Raw genomic sequence first — 18184 nt, 5'->3', positions numbered from 1 at the left:
GCGGCTAATAGCCCACCGCCTGAAGCACTGCGCCCGTTGTCTGGTAGTCCTTTTTCAAGCTGATGGACAATTCCTCGGGCGTGCGCGGATTCTTGGATGTCACACTCAGACCCAGCGAGGAGAGCCGAGCGGCAATCTCTGGCGTATTCAACGCCTTCAAAACTTCGCTCCGGATACGTTGCTGGATCGCGCCAGGCACACCAGGGAGCGTCCACAGTCCCATCCACGAGGTCCGTGTCATCGCCTCATACCCCAATTCGGCGAAGGTCGGGACTTCCGGCATCAATTCGGAGCGCTTGGGCGAGCTGACGGCGAATATCCTGAGCTTTCCCGCTTTGATCAATGGCACGGAAGTCAATGGCACATCCATCTGAAACTGGACGTTTCCCGCCATAACATCCACCAATCCGGGAGTGGACCCGTTGTATTGGATGATGTTCATGTCGAGCCCCGCCAGCTGGTTCAATTGGAGTCCGAGTATGTGCGACATCGTTCCCGGCGAGAACGACCCGATATTGACCCTCCCCTTGTTGGCCTTCACATAGGTAACCAACTCCTGAAAGTTCTTGGGTGGCAGGTTGATATTGCCCACCAGCATCGCGCCCATGCTTCCCAGTTCCACCAGTGGCCGAATCGCCGTGAACGGATCGTATTTGGGCTTGAACGTGTAGGGCAGCTCCGAAACCAGGCTGCTAATGGACAGCAGGTAGGTGTATCCGTCTGCAGGCGCTCTCAAAAAGGATTCCATGGCCACAGCACCACCCGCCCCTGGCTTGGGTTCCACGACGACGGGTTGCCCCAAGCTCTTGGTCAAGGAGTCGGCCACTACTCGCGCCAGAATATCCGCCGTCGCTCCCGGCGTGCCAACGGCAATGATGCGAATAGGGCGATCTGCCAAAGGCTGGCCCACAGCGATCGACGTCGAAGCCGCAAACAATCCGGCCATCGTGGCGCGCACAAGACTACGGCGTACAGTATTCAGTGTCATTTTGTCAGGCAGAGTCATCGTGTCCTTTCAAATATGCAGTGAGGTAATTCAGTAACCGCTCCACGAGCGCCGACACTTGGAATTCAGCGATCCAGGTTCCCGTGTTGGCAATCCTCTTCAAGAGAGGATGCCAACGGCACAGGCCGACTACCCGCGACGGGGGCCTTACCGCTTATGCCAGGAAGCGGAACAGTACGTTGCGCTTCCCGGGCTTGCGTTTGGGTGCCATGCCAAAACGGCCCGCGGTTCATCAATCGTGTTGTACTGCACGCCGACCTTTTAGCTCTCCTGCGGCGGCTCGTTGGCCGTGGCCTGGCGCTCGCGCAGCTCCTGCTGAAGCAGGGGCGCCGCCATGCTCATGGTGTGCAGCCCCAACGTGGCGGTGAGCTGCAGCACGGCGACGATCTCGTCGGCACTCACGCCGAGATCGAGCGCTCGCCGAATGTGGCGTCGCGTGCCGGGCGCGAACATGTGGGTCACAGACGCGTCGATCGCGATGCAGACCAGCTCGAAGGTCCGCGAGTCGAGCGCGGGGGAGTTCAGTGGAAAGCTGACCATGCGCATAAACTGCTCGGTCCAGTCCGGCGCCAGAGACGCCATGGCGTCCCAATCGGGATTCCAGTGGCCTTGCGCGTGCAAGGCATCACAAGTGGGCGTTTGGCTTGGGCTCATGCGAGGACTCCCGACACGGCTTGGCTTTGGGCCAGCCTGCGAATCAGCGCGTATGCTGCGGGCCATGGCCCATAGCCCGACGCTGGGTTCAGATGACCGACCTCGCCCAGGTCGACCAGTTCCGCGCCCCAGCCGGAGGCCATGTCCGTCACCCTTGCAAACTCTCCCAGCGGATCGTTGCGGCTCGCCGCCACGATGCAGTGGAAAGGTAGCGGACCCTTCGGCATAGGTGTCCAGCCCGCTTCGGCGAAGGCCGACAGCGCAGGGAATTCGGGCGGCAGAGGCTGCTCTAGGTCCGGCGGCGTCGCCAGCAGGGCGCCGAGGATCTTCCGGCTGGTGCGGCGCGCCCAGTGCGCTGTCGCAATGCATCCGCCACTGTGCGCCACGATGATGACGGGCGCCGGGGCCGCCAGTACTGCGGCGTCGATTGCCGCGACCCGCGCATTCAGATCAATGTTGGTGCGCCCCAGAGCAGGGAGCGAGCGCACGTTGGGCAGTTCGCCGGCCAGCAGCGCCTGCCAGTGCGCCGGTGTTTCCTCGCGCAGCCCCGGCACCGTGACAACTGTCACTTCATGAAGGTCTTTCATGCTGCCACCTTGCGTTCCGCCAGCGCCGGCCTGACCGGACGGCGTGCGGTGGGATAACGCAACTCGGCGAGCGTCTGCTCGGTCGTTTGGTACTGCGTGCCGATCTTGAAGATTGCGCGCGCCTCCTGGGCCGACGCGACGCCCCGTCCCAGTTCGTGCGAGATGCGCACCAGTTGTTCGATCTGCTTCACGCTGGACATCGGCTCGCCGGTGGGGCCCCAGATCGTGTCCTCGATGCCGCAACGAACGTGCAGGCCCATGGCGATCGCCATGGTGTTGATCGGCAGGGTGGCGCGCATCAGCGATTCCAGTGTGAGCGTCGACCCATCGGGCAGAAGGCGAATGAACTCCATCATGCTGTAGGGGTCCGGGTTGTCGAAGCCGCCGCTGAGCGCGACCCAGTTCACATTGAGCGGCCCCTTGTAGAGGCCACGCCGAATCAGGCGCTCGAGGGTGACGAGGCCTGATTTCATGGTGATCTGGAAGTGCGGCTGGATGCCGTTGGCCGCCAATTGGGCGAGGTGTTCGCGCAACCAGGCGGGCCCGGCCGGAACGATCATCTCCTCATAGGCGTCGTAGACCGCCTTGCGCTCGAACGAGGTTCCCGCACAGTCCTCAGGGGTCATGATCTCAACCGTGTTCATCTGGCCGGTGTTGACTGCCACGGTGACCTGCTCGGGCGTCGGCTTCAGGCGCGCCAGCATGTGACGCGTCTCGTCGCTCAGCCACTCGGCGGGCGCGCCTTCCTCGACCGGTGCGAACGAGATCGAGCCGCCGACCTGGATGATCATGTCGGGCACCGCCTGCTTCAGGCGCGATAGCAGCTCGTTGAAGCGGTCGAGGTTCTTGCAGCCAGAACCATCGTCCTCGCGGGCATGGAAATGGAGCACGGTGGCGCCGGCGTTGTAGCAGTCCACTGCCTTTTGCACCTGCTCCTCGATCGTGACCGGGATGTCGGATGGAAAGTCGCCCGGCTCCCATTGCGGGCCATACGGTGCGGCGGTGATGACAAGTTTTTCCTGGTTTTCGGGCAGCAGGGCCCCGTCTAGGAAGTGCATGGTGTTCTCCTTTGTAGGCTGCGGAGTCTGCGAAGGCAGGCCGTGTCCGCGCTTGTAGATATGATGCGGGTCGCCGCCTCGGCAGAATTGATCCGTTGTCGCGTAGAATTGATTAGATGTAACGGATCAAAAACTTTTGAAAATGTCCACCGACCAGCCCCACCTCATCCGAAGTGCCAGCCTGACGGGCTTCGCCGACCTGGCGCAGTCGGCTGGACTCGACCCCTTGGCGATGATGCGCAAGGCGGGCCTGCCGCGCCGGTGTCTCGACGACAGCGAGACCCTGATCGGCATGGAGGCGGTATGCCGCTTGCTGAACCACTGCGCGCAAACCTCGGACATGGAGGCGTTCGGCCTCAGGCTGACCACATCTGCGGAAAAGCCCCTCGATAAGTTCTGCCCCACAGGTGACCCTTGTCATTACCGCAACACCCGACGGCGATTACGCCGCTAGCACAACACCAATTTCGTGTCGAGCAACTTGCACGGCGATATGAACGATTCTGCCGCCATGAACATATGGCTACAGAAGCGACTTATGCAGGAATTGGCTGCAAATGGCGGAAAACTTCCGAAGGATCTGACGAACTGAGAATTTGATACGGACCGCAGCGGCGGCCAGCATGGTGAGGCGATCGGCAAATCTGCCACGCAGGCGGCCTCGCGGGCGGCCACTCGCGATGACCTGCGGGTGCCATCAACTGCTGGATCAGGGCGACGTCTTCGTGGGCAGCTTGCGGGGGACACCCGCCGGCACGCCGATAAGCGTGGGAGCAGACGCCCAGGTTGGCGCCGTGAACACGCCGATGTTCGCGCTGTCGCCGGTACGTGCGAAGAAGCGGCCCGGCACGTGCGGCGGGTGCAGGCTCCGTCATCGACGGTGACCAGGCCGCACACGGCCTCGGCATGCATGGCGAGTTGGGGCACCAGCCAGTCAGGTGCCACGCGTGTATCCCCGCATCAGTGATGGCAAGCCCGCGTGCATCTTGGGCCAGTAGGTGTTCGGCTCCCGCATCACGTGCCTTGCCGACGGTACGCGCGGCCGCGCGGCGACCGTCAGTTTGATGCGGTGCCGCGCGGCGTCTGGCTGGCGATGGCGGCGGTCGTTATCCAATGACGGCTCGGGTGGGCGCCTCAGTGGCGGCGCTCGCGTCGTGCGCCGCCGAATCGTTCTCCAAATGGCTGCCCGCAAGCAGCCCTCAATTCATTGCACCTGAGCCGTCGCCACCGCCACCTCGGCATACTGCGCTTTCAACGGCTGCAGTTCCGGCTTCCGGCTACGCTTCCTTGCCTTTGGCACCTGGCTGTCTCGGATACAAGGTCACCAAGGCCCCTTCGTGTGGCGACCACGCGATAAGCACAACTTATCGAACCTTATTGCCCCGCCCTGGCAACGCTGGCGTCAAGTGAATCCTGTCCACGCGCTTGCGAATCTGGGGGAGCGCAGCGGCAGTAGCCGGCCAGGGGGACGACATTCGCCGATGCCATCGGTCGGACGTTCGGACGTCGGCTCCGGATCGACAATCGATCATTGGATCATTGGGCTTGGAAAGGCTAGGGTCTGTTTACATTTGAATAAATGTGTTTACATCTTGTCTTTTGCGCGAGCGAGGCAAGATGGTCCGGACGCTGTTGAGCGACGAGGTATGGCAGAAGATCAAGGACATCGTTCCGGGCAAGGAAGGCGACCGTGGCCAAACGGCGGCCGACAATCGCTGGTTTGTCGAAGCGGTGCTCTGGATCGGCCGCACGGGCAGCCCTTGGCGCGATCTTCCGGTGGAGTTTGGCCGCTGGCACACCGTGTACCTGCGTTTCGCGCGATGGCGGCGCGACGGCGTCTGGCAGCGCGTTGCACATTCGGTGGCCGGCGAGGGCGAGATCGAACACATCCTGATCGATTCGACCATCGTGAGAGCACACCAGCATTCGGCAGGCGCATTAAAAAAAGTGGCCCGCAAGCGATCGGACGCTCCCGCGGTGGACTGAGTACCAAGCTGCATCTGGCAATCGACGCCATTGGGCGGCCGCTGCGGCTGATTCTCACCGAAGGACAGGCTGCGGACATCTCGTGCGCGGCAGAACTGATCGAGGGCTTGCGCGCGCAAGCGATCATCGCGGACAAGGGCTATGATGCGAACGCTTTCGTGCAGTCGATTCGCGCCGCAGGCGCCAAGGCCGTCATTCCGCCACGCTCGAACCGGATCAGCAAGCGACGCTACTGCCGCGCCCTGTACCGCACCCGCAATCTGGTCGAACGCTTTTTCAACCGCATCAAGCATTTTCGCCGTGTCTCCACTCGGTACGACAAGCGAGCCGACAGCTATCTCGTCTTCGCATCGCTCGCCAGCGCCTTCGGACCATTGGTTCAATTGTGAACAGACCCTAGCGTTTCATGCTCGCCCTTTCGCCTCAGTCAGGCCAATCCTGACTTGCGAGTTTTCGAGCTTGGCGTCGGTCACCCCATCAATGCCTCGTTAGTTATGAGCACGATTTTGCCGGCCACGCCTTTCTCGCCGAGCAACTCGTGCGCAAGTCTTGCCTCGCTAAGAGAGAATTTCCGAGCAATCAGCGGCTTGATTCTCTCTTGTTGAAGTAGGTCCAGCAGAACAGTCAAGTCCTGCCGGAACAATGCCGGTTTCATCCGCTTGAGCCATTGGATGCTGTAGGGGACCACCCGCTTCCGGCCCGGGAGGAGCCAGCCTCCAACAATACACACACCGAAAATCGCAAGTCGCTGGAAGCGGTTACGGCGCCCCGAGCGACCTGATGCCTGGCGTCCCCCACGTAGCGAGGCAGTAAGGCCATAGGCTACGACTTTCCCGCGGGGATGGACAGCGTCGCGGGAACGCCAGATGTGGCTGCCGCCGATCCCGTCGAAGACGACGTCTACGCCGTCACCCGTCAGGCGGCGTATCTCTTCCACGAAATCAAGCCTTTGATAGTCAATGGGTATGCCGCCCAGGCCAGAAACCGCAATCGCATCTTGCGATGAACAGGTCCCGTACATTTGCAGCCCAGCGAGGCGCCCAAGCTGCAATAGTGCCGAACCAACACCGCCCGCCGCACCGTGAATCAAGACGTGCTGACCCGGCTCGACTTTGGCGCAGCGATGCAGCATCTGGTACGCAGTAACGTAGTTCAGTACGAGGCTGACAGCCTCGGCCACGTCCACTCCCGGAGGCACGGGAACCAGTTCGCGCTGAGCCAGACAGACGAACTCCGCGTATGCGCCGCTGATCGGCAATGCTGCAATGATCTGACCGGGTTCAACCCCGGAGACCCCACTGCCTAGTTTATCCACCATGCCGACCAGATCCCAACCGGGCGTGAAAGGCAGCGGGGGCGTTTCGGGGTGAAAGCCTTCGCGCATCATTAGGTCCGGTTGGCCCACACCTGCTGCCAGCACCCTCACCCGCACTTCGCCGACCTTGGGTTCGGGGCATTCCTCCTCCACTACGTGAAGCGCATCGGGCCCGCCGTAGTTGGTGACTATGATGCGCCTGTGTTTCATAGCGTTGGAGAGTATCCGCCTCGTACCACAACAACGTCGCAGATCGGCGACACATAACGACAAAGCCTTGAGACTAGCCGCTCGTATGTACGCAGCCTCTGCATTAAAACTAGGTGCTATCTCGGTAGCGCGGTTGACCTAAGTCAACGGGGGGGGCCGCAGCATTGGCCTTGACGATTCAGCCTACGGAATGCATTCCATCCGACGCACCAAAGCATCACTGATCTATCGACGGACCAAGAATCTGCGTGCTGTTCAATTGCTTGTCGGCCATACCACTTGAGAACAAAGCGCGCTCTCTTGGAGTGAGGTGCGTGGCCGGCTAGCGGTCGCTTGCCGGCCCAGTAACTGCCAGTTTCTGCCATCCAATAGCTGGCACCCAACGGCGGAAGTTCCTTCCAATGTGGCCACTCGCGCGACCGCCCTGAGTTCGTCCCCAAAGCGTACGCCGCCAATACCGTTGAGGCGGGCGACTTGAGTGGACAAGCAAGAATAGTTGCTAGCAGCAATACGCGGCTCGCGATCGACACCAGCGCTTTCGACTGCAGATAGTGCCGCTCAGGGCAAGCCGGGCCAATTCTGTCCTAATGGGTTTTTCAAAACGGTGCGAAGCGCGGTTCCCGAGCTTGAAACGGTCGGTGATCCTCAGCAATTGGAACGCCGCCGATGTCGGGGCGGGGACATCCAAGACTCGCTTGCTCTTGATCCAGCACAAAGCAGCCACGGCCCTTCATGACTATTCACTATCCAAGTGCCAACCTTTCGGGGGAGCCGGCCATGTACCCGATTGTCGAAACCCGTCTTGGCAAGGTGCGAGGCCTCCGGTGCGATGGCGTGTACGCGTTCAAGGGCATCCCATATGCTGCCCTACCGTTCGGCATGAACAGGCTGCGACTGCCGCAATCCGCAGCACCCTGGCGTGGCGTGCGGGATGCGCTCTCATTTGGGCCGAAATCGCCACAGATTGCGTACCCGCCCGGCATCGCGAAGGCACTCGGAGAACTCGTTGGCGGGGGCGAGGACTGCCTAACGCTCAACATCTGGGCGCCTGAACCCGGAGCACCCGGGCGCCCGGTGTTGGTCTGGATTCCCGGTGGGATGTTCGAGTTCCATGCAACCGGGGCTACCTCTATCTATGACGGCCGCCGCTTCGCGCGCGACGGGGTGGTGTGCGTCACGATCAACTACAGGGTGGGCGCGGAGGGCTTCCTGTATCTGGGCGACGGTCTCGCCAATCTCGGACTACTTGACCAGATCGCCGCGCTCGAGTGGGTGCAGCAGAACATTGATGCATTTGGCGGGGACCCAGGTCAGGTCACTATTTTCGGGCAGTCGGCCGGCGGGATGAGCGTCGCAACCCTCCTTACCGTGCCACGCGCGCAAGGGCTGTTTCGGCGGGCAATCGTGGAAAGCGGAAACACACCCCATGTCACTTCGGCCGCCACGGCGAAACGCATTGGCCACAGGCTGGCGGCCCTCCTGAAGGTCGATCCCACCAGAGAGGCGATTGCCTCAACCACGCCCGAGCAGGTTCTGCAGGCACAGGCGCAATTGCGCGAGGAACTGACTGCCGATCCGGACCCGGCTTTCTGGGGGGAGGTTGCGCTTAGCAACCTCCCGTGGGCGCCTACGGTCGATGGAGCAATTCTTCCTGCCCCCCCGATCGACGCCATTCGCGCGGGAGCGGCCGCGAACACAGCACTGTTGGTCGGTTCGAATACCGAGGAGACCCGGCTCTTTCTGGTCCCCAGCGGAGCCATAGATCGCATTACCGAGGCCTCACTCCTGGCGCTGGTGGCCGCGTACGGCCTGTCGGCCGAAGGCCTGAGCGGCTACCGCGCAGCACATCCCACGGCCACCGCTGGTGACCTGTTCTCGGAGATCCAGACGGATTGGTACTGGCGCATCCCTACCGTTCGACTCGCAGACGCCCACGCGGCGAATGCCCGGGTTTCGACGTACATGTATGAGTTCGCCTGGCGTTCGCCACAGTTGGGAGGTCGTCTGGGCGCTGCGCATGGGGTGGAGATACCATTCATCTTCGATAATCTGGGCCCCGGAGCAGAGGCGCTCGTCGGCCCAACACCACCACAGTCGCTCGCCGACGCGATGCACCGGGCCTGGGTTGCGTTCGCGGTCAATGGCGATTGCGGCTGGCCCATCTACGATCCGGTCCACAGGTCAACGATGCGCTTCGACACGCCCTCTGCCGTGGTAGAGGACCCATTGGCCGTGAGGCTTGCCCTCTGGCACGGCGCGCCTTAGTGCGTCGTACCGCTGGTCTCCCGGACAGCTTCGCCCGCAACATGTCCAAGCGTATCGTGATCATCCAGGGGCATCCAGACCCATCGGGCCAGCGCTTGCTGCATGCGCTGGCGGACGCCTACGCTCAAGGCGCGACCACGGCAGGACACGACGTACGGCGCATCGAGGTGGCGAAGCTCGACTTCCCGCTGCTTCGCACGCAGGCTGAGTTCGAGACTGGCACATTGCCTCCTGCATTGGAGCAGCCAAGGGAGGAATTGCGCTGGGCGGAGCATTGGGTCTTCCTGTTTCCGCTATGGCACGGAACCATGCCGGCGCTATTCAAGGGTTTTCTCGAACACATCTTTCGGCCCGGCTTTGCCATGGATTACAAGGAGAAAGGGTTCCCCAGACGACTGCTCGCCGGCCGCTCGGCACGGATCGTCGTGACCATGGGAATGCCGGCGCTGCTGTATCGCTGGTACTTTGGCGCATATGGAGTCCGCGGCTTCGAGCGAAGTATGCTGAGTTTCGCCGGGATCAAGCCGATCCGCGAGAACCTGTATGGGCTTACCTTTGCCGACGAGAGGACACGTACCCGTTGGCTGGAAAACATGCGTGCACATGGTGCGCACGGGAACTGACCGGAACTTGGCAGACACATGCGCGCTTCCTGGGCGGTTGCCGTCGTTGTGGTGGCTCCCTGCCTCCGTCCATTCATCGGCCAAACCGGCCCTTCGCCTTCGGCGAGTCTGAATGGCTCAGAAGGGTCGGCAAGCGCCCTTGATTCTCTCCACAACTTGGCGCTGCCCGCCGTATCCCCAACGCGGAACGGTTGAAGTAGACGTTAAGGGCGCGCCCCGATCCTTCGCCTCTACTCGGCCCGCTGCGCGCTCTTGGGCATCTCCAGCCCAAGTCAGTCGGCGTTTGGTCTTCGCGGCAATCGCTGAGACCAACATTTCAATCGGCTAGGTGACTGTCTTATTTGGGCGGCGGCTGCGGACTGCCGGCTTCATAGGATCTGTTTTCGCAGGTGGCGGTCCGGGTGGGCTTATCACCGTGATGACGGCGTCCAGAAGAGCATCGATGCGGCTCGGCGTGAATCGCTCCGGCTCAATGGGGAGCATCATCATCCAGCCGTCGCCCATCGCGCTAAGTTGGTCGGCGAGCAGGTCTGCAGGGACATCGCTGCGGACTAGGCCTTCTTCCTGGCCCCTCTCCAGTAGCGCCACACGCTTACTCCGATACTGGGCGTTGCGCCGCTGGAAGACGGCAGCGAGCGCCGGATCGCATTTCGCCTGGGCTAGCAATTGAAATTGCACGAGCCACCACTGTCCCGGATCCTCGGCGTTGGTCCAGGTCACGAAGCGCTTGAAAGTCGCCTTGATATCGCTCGGGTCATGGACAGGCGCCATGAAGGATTCGAACTTGTCAAAGTGGCTTTCCACAAGAGCTTTGATCATCGCTTCCTTATTCTCGAAATAGTGGAGCAAGGAACCTGTGGTGCAGCCCGCCTCCTCCGCCACCTTTCGCAAGGAAGCTCCGGCATAGCCCTCCCGCGCGACCACAGCGGTTGCGGCCGCAAGAAAGCTCGCGCGCCTGGCTTCGTGATCCCCGACCTTTGGCCCGGGTCGCCGCCTCCGCGCATTGGTCTCGGCTTTGGTGGTCGCGGAATCACGACCATCTGGCGTCTCCAAGTTCTTGGCTTGTGTCATGGAAGAGAGCTAGCAATTTAAGAGAACTACCGATTTCCGCGGACGACGCGATCGGCTCGGGAATATGGCGCAAAAAGTGAAGACGTCATCTTGCGGCACGGCCAGGAGTCGAGCATTGGCCGAGCTTGCGCCTAGCAATCCCACCCTGCGGTTCCAGGTGGTGAATTGCACACTCCCAACCTGAAGACGCCGCGCAGCAACGATTAATGTAACCGGTCATGCACCTAACCTGGAAGGCTTTACCGCGCCCCCCAGCGACACCCGTTCCATACGCGTAATCCCTGACGCCGCGACAATTGTAATTGTATAACACTCGTTATAGCATTCGTCCGTCAGCAGACAACAACAGCAACGTCGTGCGTGCCGCCCCAATGAGGATGCATGACTTCACGCCCTGCGACCGCCCCCTATTCCCAGAAGGAGACAGCATGCTTTCCCATTCACCTGTTAGCCCTCTTGACCATGACCTGCCCGGCATGCTGGCCCCCGAGGGGGCGTGGCGTCATTGCTTTTCGCACCACCCGTTCGATGTGGAACTCGCCTACGCGGAACGCGTGTATTTGTACGACACCGAGGGAAAGCGATACATCGATGCGTCTGGCGGCCCGATGTCCGTCAACATTGGCCACGGCGACCCGCGGATGAAGGCGGCGCTGCGTGAACAGTTCGATCGTTATGCGTACGTCCACCCCACGTTTGCCAACCGCAGACGCGCAGAGCTCTGCGAGGCTCTGGTGGCCATCGCCTCGCCATCACTGAACGCCGTTTATCTCTGCAGTGGCGGCAGCGAAGCGGTCGATTCCGCGCTCAAGCTTGCCAGGCAGTATCACGTACTGACCGGGGCGACCGGCAAATTCAAGGTGGTCAGCTACTTTGAGTCCTATCACGGCATGACGCTGGCAACCATGTCGCTGGCAGGCAATCCCGGCTACAGAAAGACCTTCGATCCAGTCATGTCCCCCTGGCTTCACATGGCCCAATACAGCGAAGTTCACATGCCACCGGGCATGGGGCGCGACGCATGGGGCGTGCAGTGTGCGCAAGAGCTCGAGCGAGTGTTGTACTTCAATAACCCGGATACCGTGGCCGCCTTCATTGCCACGCCGCATGGCGTCGGCGCGGACTACGGCCTTGTTCCCCCCGCAAGCTATTGGCGAGAAATCCGCCGCATCTGCGACGAGCACAACGTACTCCTCATCGCGGATGAAGTGGTAACAGGGTTCGGCCGGACGGGCCGGTGGTTCGCAATGGAACACTTCGATGTCGAGCCGGATTTGATGACACTGGCCAAAGGCATCTCGGGTTCAAATCTGCCGCTCGCCGCTGTGCTGGTGAGCGATAAGGTGAACGAGCCCTTCCGCAAGGGCGGCGCATATTTCCTGCACGGCTTCACGTACCAAGGCCACCCCATGGCCTGTGCGGCAGGATTGGCAACACTGCAGATCCTGAAGGAAGACAAGCTGGTCGAGCAAACCGCCGCAATGAGCCCTCACTTGTTCGAGCACGCCAAGAGGCTGAAGGAACATCCCACGGTGGTTGAGGTTCGCGGCTGGGGGCTGTTCATGGCGATCGAACTAGTTGAGTCGAAGGAGCGACGGGAATACTTCGACGTCGGAAAAGGAGCAGAACGACTCTTCCAGGCCTATGCCCTCAAAAACGGCCTGGCGATTTATGGGACCTTATACGGCCCCCGTCGCAGCGCGGCGCTACGCCGCGGCTTGCCAATCATGATCGCTCCCCCCTTGTGCATTCAGCCCGACGAGATCGACGACATGATGGATCGGCTGGACACCTCTCTCAGCGAGTGGGAACAACGACTGCTTGGCTGAATTAGACCGAGCGCTCTCCTGCAGTTGAACAATCATGGCGGACTTGGCCGCCCGGGTCTCGGCCCGGGCGCGGCCCGCCTATGCAGACTCATTGCCACGAAAGGTTGAACTCGATGGAAACCACGAGGGACCGAATCATCCGTGCAAACTCGAAGCCGAACATGCTCCCCTTGAAGGGAGATTCCAGTGGCGCGGCATCACCGCGCTCAAACTCGATCACGCTGGAAGGCCTAGGCAAATCCTATGGCAGCACGACGGTGCTGCATGAGATCGACCTGCACGTTAAGCCGGGTGAGCTCTTCACCATCCTGGGTCCCAGCGGATCTGGAAAAACAACGTTGCTATCTCTGATCGCGGGGATGGCTGCACCCAGTCGCGGCCGGATCTTGATTGGCGACCGTGACGTCACTGCCCTTGAGCCGGCTCAGCGCGGCATTGGCGTGGTGTTTCAGAACTACGCGCTCTTTCCCAATCTCTCGGTTTTCGACAACGTGGCCTTTCCGCTCTCGATCAGACGCCGCCCACGACACGAGATCGCCGAGAAGGTCAACGAGATGCTGGAAAGAGTTCAACTCACGGGAGTCCGGAACCGGCGGCCTTCGCAACTTTCAGGCGGTCAGCAGCAGCGGGTCGCGCTTGCGCGTGCACTAGTATTTCGGCCATCGATCGTGCTGCTGGACGAGCCCCTGGGCGCACTGGACCGGCAATTGCGCGAACGCCTGCAAGTTGAATTGAAGGAGTTGCAGCGTTCTCTTGGCGTGACCATGATCCTGGTCACGCACGACCAGGAGGAAGCGCTGTCTCTTTCCGACCGCCTGGCCATCATCGATAAAGGACGACTGCAACAAGTAGCGCCTCCGAACGAAGCCTATCTGAGGCCGACCAATCCATTCGTCGCGACCTTTCTCGGCATGGCGAATTTCGTCGAAACACCCGATGGCGGCCAAGCCGTCGTGCGTCCTGAGCGGCTCAGGATTAACCGGGAACAAGACGGCTTCGGTGTGTCGGGCCATGTTCGTCACACTGTCTACCTGGGGCCATCCATACGCCAGCACATCGCCTTAGACGGCGGTGGCGAGATAGTGGCCAATATCCCGGCCACCGCCCCTGCCGCGAGCATTTCCCCGGGGGAGCGCGTCCACGCTTCCTGGCGTGCCGAAGACGCTTGGCCTTGCACCTGAATCGGCGATATCACGCAGCGTCCGTAGCATCCGCCTCCTCCCGCTTCCAACGGCCTAGACACACATCCCAACCCTGGAGAACTTTCCATGAACCGTCGCGACTTCTTGCTGTCCGCACCCGCAGCCTCCCTAGTCGTAGCCTGTCCCAAGGTATTTGCGACAGCACCCACGAGCATTCGACTGATCGACTCGGGCGGGACCACTGGTGAATCCATCGCCGCCGCCTATATTCCGCCCTTTACCGAGAAGTACGGAGTGCGGGTGGTTCGCGAGGCACCCTCGTCCCTGGGCAAGCTGCGTGCGATGGTGGAAAGCGGCCGTATCAATGCGGCGCTGTTCGAGCTTGGCTCGTCAACCCTGGCGCAAGCACGTGAACTCAACTTACTGGAGAAGCTGGACTGGGCGGCAATTCATCCTGACCCGATGTTCCCTGAGGCCCGCGATGACTACGGCATGGGCTATCAGTATTTCTCCACAGTCATGGCGTGGCGTGATGGCAACCCGGCGCCAAAGACATGGGCGGACTTCTTCGATGTCCAACGCTTTCCTGGCAAGCGATGCATGTCTGCCTATCCGCATTACACGCTGCCATTCGCCTTGCTGGCAGACGGAGTGGACCCGGCGAGCCTGTTCCCTCTTGATGTCGATCGTGCCATGCGAAAGCTCGAAAGCATCAAGAGCCATGTCTCGGTCTGGTGGAAAACGGGAACACAACCTCTGCAACTGCTCAAGGACAACGAAGTCCAGTATGCGGTGACCTGGTCGGCCGGTATCGAACGGGAGCCGGGAATTCGCTCAACCTTCAATCAAGGCATGTACGATATTGCCTGGCTTGTCGTACCGCGCGGACAGCACCCCGCCACCAAAGACCTGGCCATGAAGTTTCTGCATGAGGTGACCGTCGCGAAGAATCAGATGGTCGCGGCAAAGGTGTTGCCTCTGAGTGGCAACAGCCCGCAACTTGAAGGCCTCCTGGGCGCCAAGGCGTTCCAGTCCTTTCCCACTGCAAAGGCCAACCTGCAGGCCCAGTTCAGACAGAACGCCCAATGGTGGCAGAAGAACGGACCGGGAGTGAACAAGGTCTGGTCGAACTTCCTCCTGAACGCTTGAACACCCCAAGGTGGCACCATGACTACTGTGTCCTCCTCGCGTTGGCATCGAATTATGCCCGACGCAAACGGCTGGCGCGCTCTGCCGCTGCTGGCCCTCTTCCTGATCGTCTTTGATTACTCATTGGGCGGTCTGCTGGCGAAGTCGGTGCACGGTGGTACTGGTCTCACCCTGCATTACTTCAAAGAAGCGTGGACGACGAAGGCGTATTTTCGTGTTTTCGTGGACACCTTGCGCGTGAGCCTGATCGCTACGATTGTGTGCGTTCTTCTTGGATATCCACTGGCGTACTGGATGCGCGGACTCGACGAGCGCCGCCGCGCTGTGGTCATGACTATGGTGTTGATGACATTCTGGGTGAGCATCCTGGTTCGCACCTATGCGTGGATTGTTGTCCTGGGAAACGCGGGCCTGGTGAATCGGACCCTCCTCGCCACGGGCTTGATCCGTGAGCCGTTGACGCTTTTGTACTCAGAAGTTGGCGTCACGATTGGCATGGCAAATATACTCCTGCCTTTTCTGGTGTTGCCTCTCCTCACTGCCATGTTGCGTATCGATGATCGACTGCTGCAGGCGGCGGCGTCGCTAGGCGCATCCAAGCGGCAGATCTTCTGGCGCGTCTTCTTCCCTTTGTCATTGCCCGCGCTGGGTGTGTGCGTCTTGTTGTTGTTTATGCTGAGCCTTGGCTTCTACATCACCCCGGCCATTCTCGGCGGGGGCAAGGTGCCACTTCTGGGCAACCTTCTTGACACGCTGATCAACGAGACGTCGGAATGGGCACTGGCGGCCGCAATATCAACAGCGTTACTCGCGTTTGCACTCGGAGTCTTTGCGATCTTCCTTCGCCTGACTCGAATGACGGAGACGAAATCATGAATGCGCCACGTACAGTGTCTGCGTTTTGGCTCCGGGCCTGGGCCTTGCTGACCCTCGCGTACTTGTTGATGCCGGTGGCCATCGTGCTACCCATGTCATTTTCTTCAGCAAACGCCCTCACCTTTCCGCCACCGGGATGGTCGCTTCGATGGTTTCAAATTCTATTGTCGGATGCTGACTGGATTGATGCCTTCTCCAACAGCGCATTGATCGCGATGCTGACCGCCAGCGCGGCAGTCATGCTCGGTAGCCTGGCGAGCTATGGCCTGGTTCGCGGGCAATCCAAATGGCGCGCGCTGGCCGAAGCCAATCTGATGCTGCCACTGATCGTGCCGGGCGTCATTATCGCGATAGCGCTGTATTTCTTCTACGCCCGCTGGAATCTGCTCGGGACAATCACGGGCCTGGTTCTCGCACACACCCTGCTCGCTATTCCGTTCGTGGTCATGGTGCTCAACACGGCGATCCGAGGCTTCGATATTCGCATGGAACAGGTGGCATGGAGTCTGGGCGCGAGCTGGTCACAGACCATGCGACGGGTGGTGTTGCCGACGCTGGCGCCCAATCTAGCCGCGGCCTGGATCTTTGCCTTCGTAATCAGCTTTGACGAAGTCATCGTGAGCGTTTTTCTAGCGGGCACGATTAACACCGTGCCGAAGAAAATGTACAACGACCTGATGCTGGAGATCACACCGACCATCACCGCAGTGGCGACCGTTCTGATTACCGCGACGGCGCTAGTCTTGCTTCTTGTACGTTGGCTGACGCGACGAAAGCCATGACAACTCAACAGGTATCGACAGGCCTCGGCTAACTTCAGCCATTCGCCGCGGAAGCATCGCCCGGTCAGCCATGACCGGCTGGGTCTGCTCGCCCTCGAAGCGCGTGAGGTCACTTGGGCTGACCGCTGACAGCACGCTGTTGTGGTGCGTCGGCAGGCATTCACGCGTCGCGGTGTTCCCGCTTGCACGGACCTTCCGGCGTAGTACATGGACCGCTGGCCCGTGCGGCTCTTGCCCTCTCAGTAGCAGTTCCGTCCAAACCGCGCCCGTATTGACACGAAAAGGGACGAATGGATAAACGCGCCCATAGGGGCACCCCTCATGCCAGAAGACTTGACCACGAAAGGGAGACAGGAATGAAATCGACGTATGGGATCAAATGCCGCAGTGCCGCGCTGACGCTGGGCGCGTGGCTCGCCTGTGGCGCTGCGCAGGCTCAATCCGGTGTGTTGCTGTATGGAGGGGTCGACGCAAACCTCGAGTATGTCAATCACTTCTCGACCGTGACGCCGTCCGCTGAAAACGGATTCAGCACGGGTCCTGGTACGAGCGTCTACCGCCTGAATTCGGGTGGGTTGTCGGGCTCGCGCTTTGGCATGCGGGGAACCGAAGAGCTCGGTGGCGGCCTGAACGCAATCTTCGTGCTGGAAGGCGGCTTCGCCCTGGATAATGGCATGATGCAGCAAGGGGGGCGCCTGTTTGGCCGCCAGGCCTTTGTCGGCTTCGATGACAAGGGGATTGGTACCTTCACCTTTGGTCGCCAGTACATAAGCTGGTTCGACGCGTTGGCGAACTTCTCGCCGACAGCCTTCTCAACGCAGTATGAACCGATCGTGGCACAGATCGGCATGGACTTCCGCTCTGACAACACATTGAAGTACACCGGGGTATTCGGCCCCCTGACTGCGAGCGCCAACTGGTCGTTTGGCAACGGGTTCCTCGGCAATGGCGAAGTCCCGGGGCAGTTTCGTCGCGACACCGGCTATGGCGCCGCATTGACGTACGATTCTGGCCCCTTTTCCGCAACCGTGGGGTACAACCAGTACAACCCAACGCTGACCACGGCGGGCGACACTGGTAGATTTAAGAAAGCCGCCGTCGCCGCAAGCTACAGCTTCGACGGGCGCGCCAAGCTGATGGCTGGCTACCGCTGGGGTCAGAGCAGGGGTGCCGATGGCTCAACGGTTTTGCGTGATGACTTCTACTGGGCGGGCGCCAACTACAACCTCACTCAGGGAATTGAGTTGACCCTGGGCTACTACTACGACGACATCAAGAAGTTTGGCGATAGGAGTATGAAAAATCCTTGGCAGATCTCGTTCATCGCCGACTACCGTCTTTCCAAGCGGACTGACGTCTATCTGACGACCGCATATTCAAAGAATGCAGGCCTGAACTTCGACACGTCCGCAGTCAGCTTTATCAACGGATACTTCCTCGGCACCGGTCAGAGTTCAATGTTCGGCGCCGCAGTCGGCATCCGCCATAATTTCTGATAGAGATGCTCTTTCGTCCCCGCTATCTCCGTGAGACGGGGACGCTTTTTGCCATTGGTAGGATGACGCAGTTCTGCGTGACTGTATGATCATCGCGGCAATCGTCGGCGTGCTGTTTTTCCCTGATATTCGCCT

The 18184-nt window shown here is 60.7% G+C and carries 16 protein-coding genes and 2 pseudogenes; 12 read left to right on the top strand and 6 right to left on the bottom strand.

The window, feature by feature from the left end; all coding sequences use genetic code 11:
* Positions 1-4: 4 nt before the first annotated feature.
* The 4 genes from ABNX08_RS24100 to ABNX08_RS24085 form a co-directional block, all read right to left on the bottom strand.
* Positions 5-1006 (bottom strand): tripartite tricarboxylate transporter substrate binding protein, encoded by a 1002-nt coding sequence (locus ABNX08_RS24100; RefSeq protein WP_022538211.1) that lies wholly within the window; start codon positions 1004-1006, stop codon positions 5-7.
* Between the two features lie 261 nt (positions 1007-1267).
* On the bottom strand, positions 1268-1660 hold the full coding sequence (locus tag ABNX08_RS24095; protein ID WP_022538210.1) for a carboxymuconolactone decarboxylase family protein: 393 nt from the start codon (positions 1658-1660) through the stop codon (positions 1268-1270).
* Complete coding sequence (locus tag ABNX08_RS24090; RefSeq protein ID WP_022538209.1) at positions 1657-2247, bottom strand: alpha/beta hydrolase; 591 nt, start codon at positions 2245-2247, stop codon at positions 1657-1659. The genes ABNX08_RS24095 and ABNX08_RS24090 overlap by 4 nt, the downstream gene beginning before the upstream one ends.
* Positions 2244-3305: a 3-keto-5-aminohexanoate cleavage protein gene (locus ABNX08_RS24085; protein WP_022538208.1), complete on the bottom strand. Its 1062-nt coding sequence runs from the start codon at positions 3303-3305 to the stop codon at positions 2244-2246. The genes ABNX08_RS24090 and ABNX08_RS24085 overlap by 4 nt, the downstream gene beginning before the upstream one ends.
* Positions 3306-3447: 142 nt before the next feature.
* Here ABNX08_RS24085 and ABNX08_RS24080 point away from each other — a divergent pair, with 142 nt between their 5' ends.
* The 3 genes and pseudogenes from ABNX08_RS24080 (at position 3448) to ABNX08_RS24070 (ending at position 5680) form a co-directional block, all read left to right on the top strand.
* Positions 3448-3759: an AraC family transcriptional regulator ligand-binding domain-containing protein gene (locus ABNX08_RS24080; protein WP_022538207.1), complete on the top strand. Its 312-nt coding sequence runs from the start codon at positions 3448-3450 to the stop codon at positions 3757-3759.
* A 33-nt stretch (positions 3760-3792) separates the two neighbouring features.
* A pseudogene (locus ABNX08_RS24075) lies at positions 3793-3897 on the top strand (DUF3597 family protein); the annotation flags it as partial.
* A 1025-nt stretch (positions 3898-4922) separates the two neighbouring features.
* A protein-coding gene (locus tag ABNX08_RS24070) for an IS5 family transposase (protein WP_374063706.1) occupies positions 4923-5680 on the top strand; the annotation gives its coding sequence in 2 pieces (ribosomal slippage) (positions 4923-5253 and positions 5253-5680; 759 coding nt in all).
* An 80-nt stretch (positions 5681-5760) separates the two neighbouring features.
* Here the strand turns inward: ABNX08_RS24070 and ABNX08_RS24065 are convergent.
* On the bottom strand, positions 5761-6816 hold the full coding sequence (locus ABNX08_RS24065; protein ID WP_022538204.1) for a medium chain dehydrogenase/reductase family protein: 1056 nt from the start codon (positions 6814-6816) through the stop codon (positions 5761-5763).
* 160 nt (positions 6817-6976) lie between these two features.
* Here ABNX08_RS24065 and ABNX08_RS24060 point away from each other — a divergent pair.
* The 3 genes and pseudogenes from ABNX08_RS24060 to ABNX08_RS24050 all read left to right on the top strand — a co-directional run.
* Positions 6977-7142, top strand: a pseudogene (locus ABNX08_RS24060) (integrase); the annotation flags it as partial.
* A gap of 451 nt (positions 7143-7593) precedes the next feature.
* Positions 7594-9081, top strand: a complete 1488-nt coding sequence (locus ABNX08_RS24055; protein ID WP_041682006.1) for a carboxylesterase/lipase family protein — start codon at positions 7594-7596, stop codon at positions 9079-9081.
* A gap of 41 nt (positions 9082-9122) precedes the next feature.
* A complete protein-coding gene (locus ABNX08_RS24050) occupies positions 9123-9704 on the top strand; it encodes an NAD(P)H-dependent oxidoreductase (RefSeq protein WP_041681737.1) in 582 nt (193 codons plus the stop codon).
* Positions 9705-10028: 324 nt separating this feature from the next.
* Here ABNX08_RS24050 and ABNX08_RS24045 read toward each other — a convergent pair whose 3' ends face one another.
* Positions 10029-10775 carry a TetR/AcrR family transcriptional regulator gene (locus ABNX08_RS24045; protein ID WP_022538201.1) on the bottom strand — a complete coding sequence of 249 codons (747 nt, stop codon included), beginning with the start codon at positions 10773-10775 and terminating at the stop codon, positions 10029-10031.
* 428 nt (positions 10776-11203) lie between these two features.
* Between ABNX08_RS24045 and ABNX08_RS24040 the strand changes: the two genes are divergently transcribed.
* From ABNX08_RS24040 to ABNX08_RS24015, 6 genes are all read left to right on the top strand, one after another.
* Positions 11204-12604, top strand: coding sequence for an aspartate aminotransferase family protein (locus ABNX08_RS24040; protein ID WP_022538200.1), 1401 nt, complete (start codon positions 11204-11206; stop codon positions 12602-12604).
* 161 nt (positions 12605-12765) lie between these two features.
* Positions 12766-13785, top strand: coding sequence for an ABC transporter ATP-binding protein (locus ABNX08_RS24035; protein ID WP_051370007.1), 1020 nt, complete (start codon positions 12766-12768; stop codon positions 13783-13785).
* An 87-nt stretch (positions 13786-13872) separates the two neighbouring features.
* Complete coding sequence (locus tag ABNX08_RS24030) at positions 13873-14895, top strand: extracellular solute-binding protein (RefSeq protein ID WP_349604464.1); 1023 nt, start codon at positions 13873-13875, stop codon at positions 14893-14895.
* An 18-nt stretch (positions 14896-14913) separates the two neighbouring features.
* Complete coding sequence (locus ABNX08_RS24025) at positions 14914-15771, top strand: ABC transporter permease (protein ID WP_022538197.1); 858 nt, start codon at positions 14914-14916, stop codon at positions 15769-15771.
* Positions 15768-16553 (top strand): ABC transporter permease, encoded by a 786-nt coding sequence (locus ABNX08_RS24020; protein ID WP_349604467.1) that lies wholly within the window; start codon positions 15768-15770, stop codon positions 16551-16553. Before ABNX08_RS24025 ends, ABNX08_RS24020 begins: the two co-directional genes overlap by 4 nt.
* 356 nt (positions 16554-16909) lie before the next feature.
* A complete protein-coding gene (locus ABNX08_RS24015) occupies positions 16910-18049 on the top strand; it encodes a porin (RefSeq protein ID WP_022538195.1) in 1140 nt (379 codons plus the stop codon).
* The last annotated feature ends 135 nt before the right edge of the window (positions 18050-18184 follow it).

The organism is Cupriavidus sp. DF5525 (assembly GCF_040149425.2).
GTDB classification, from domain to species: Bacteria; Pseudomonadota; Gammaproteobacteria; order Burkholderiales; family Burkholderiaceae; genus Cupriavidus; species Cupriavidus pickettii_A.
Note: the sequence above shows the minus strand (reverse complement) of the source record. Positions and strands in the feature narration are given on the sequence as shown.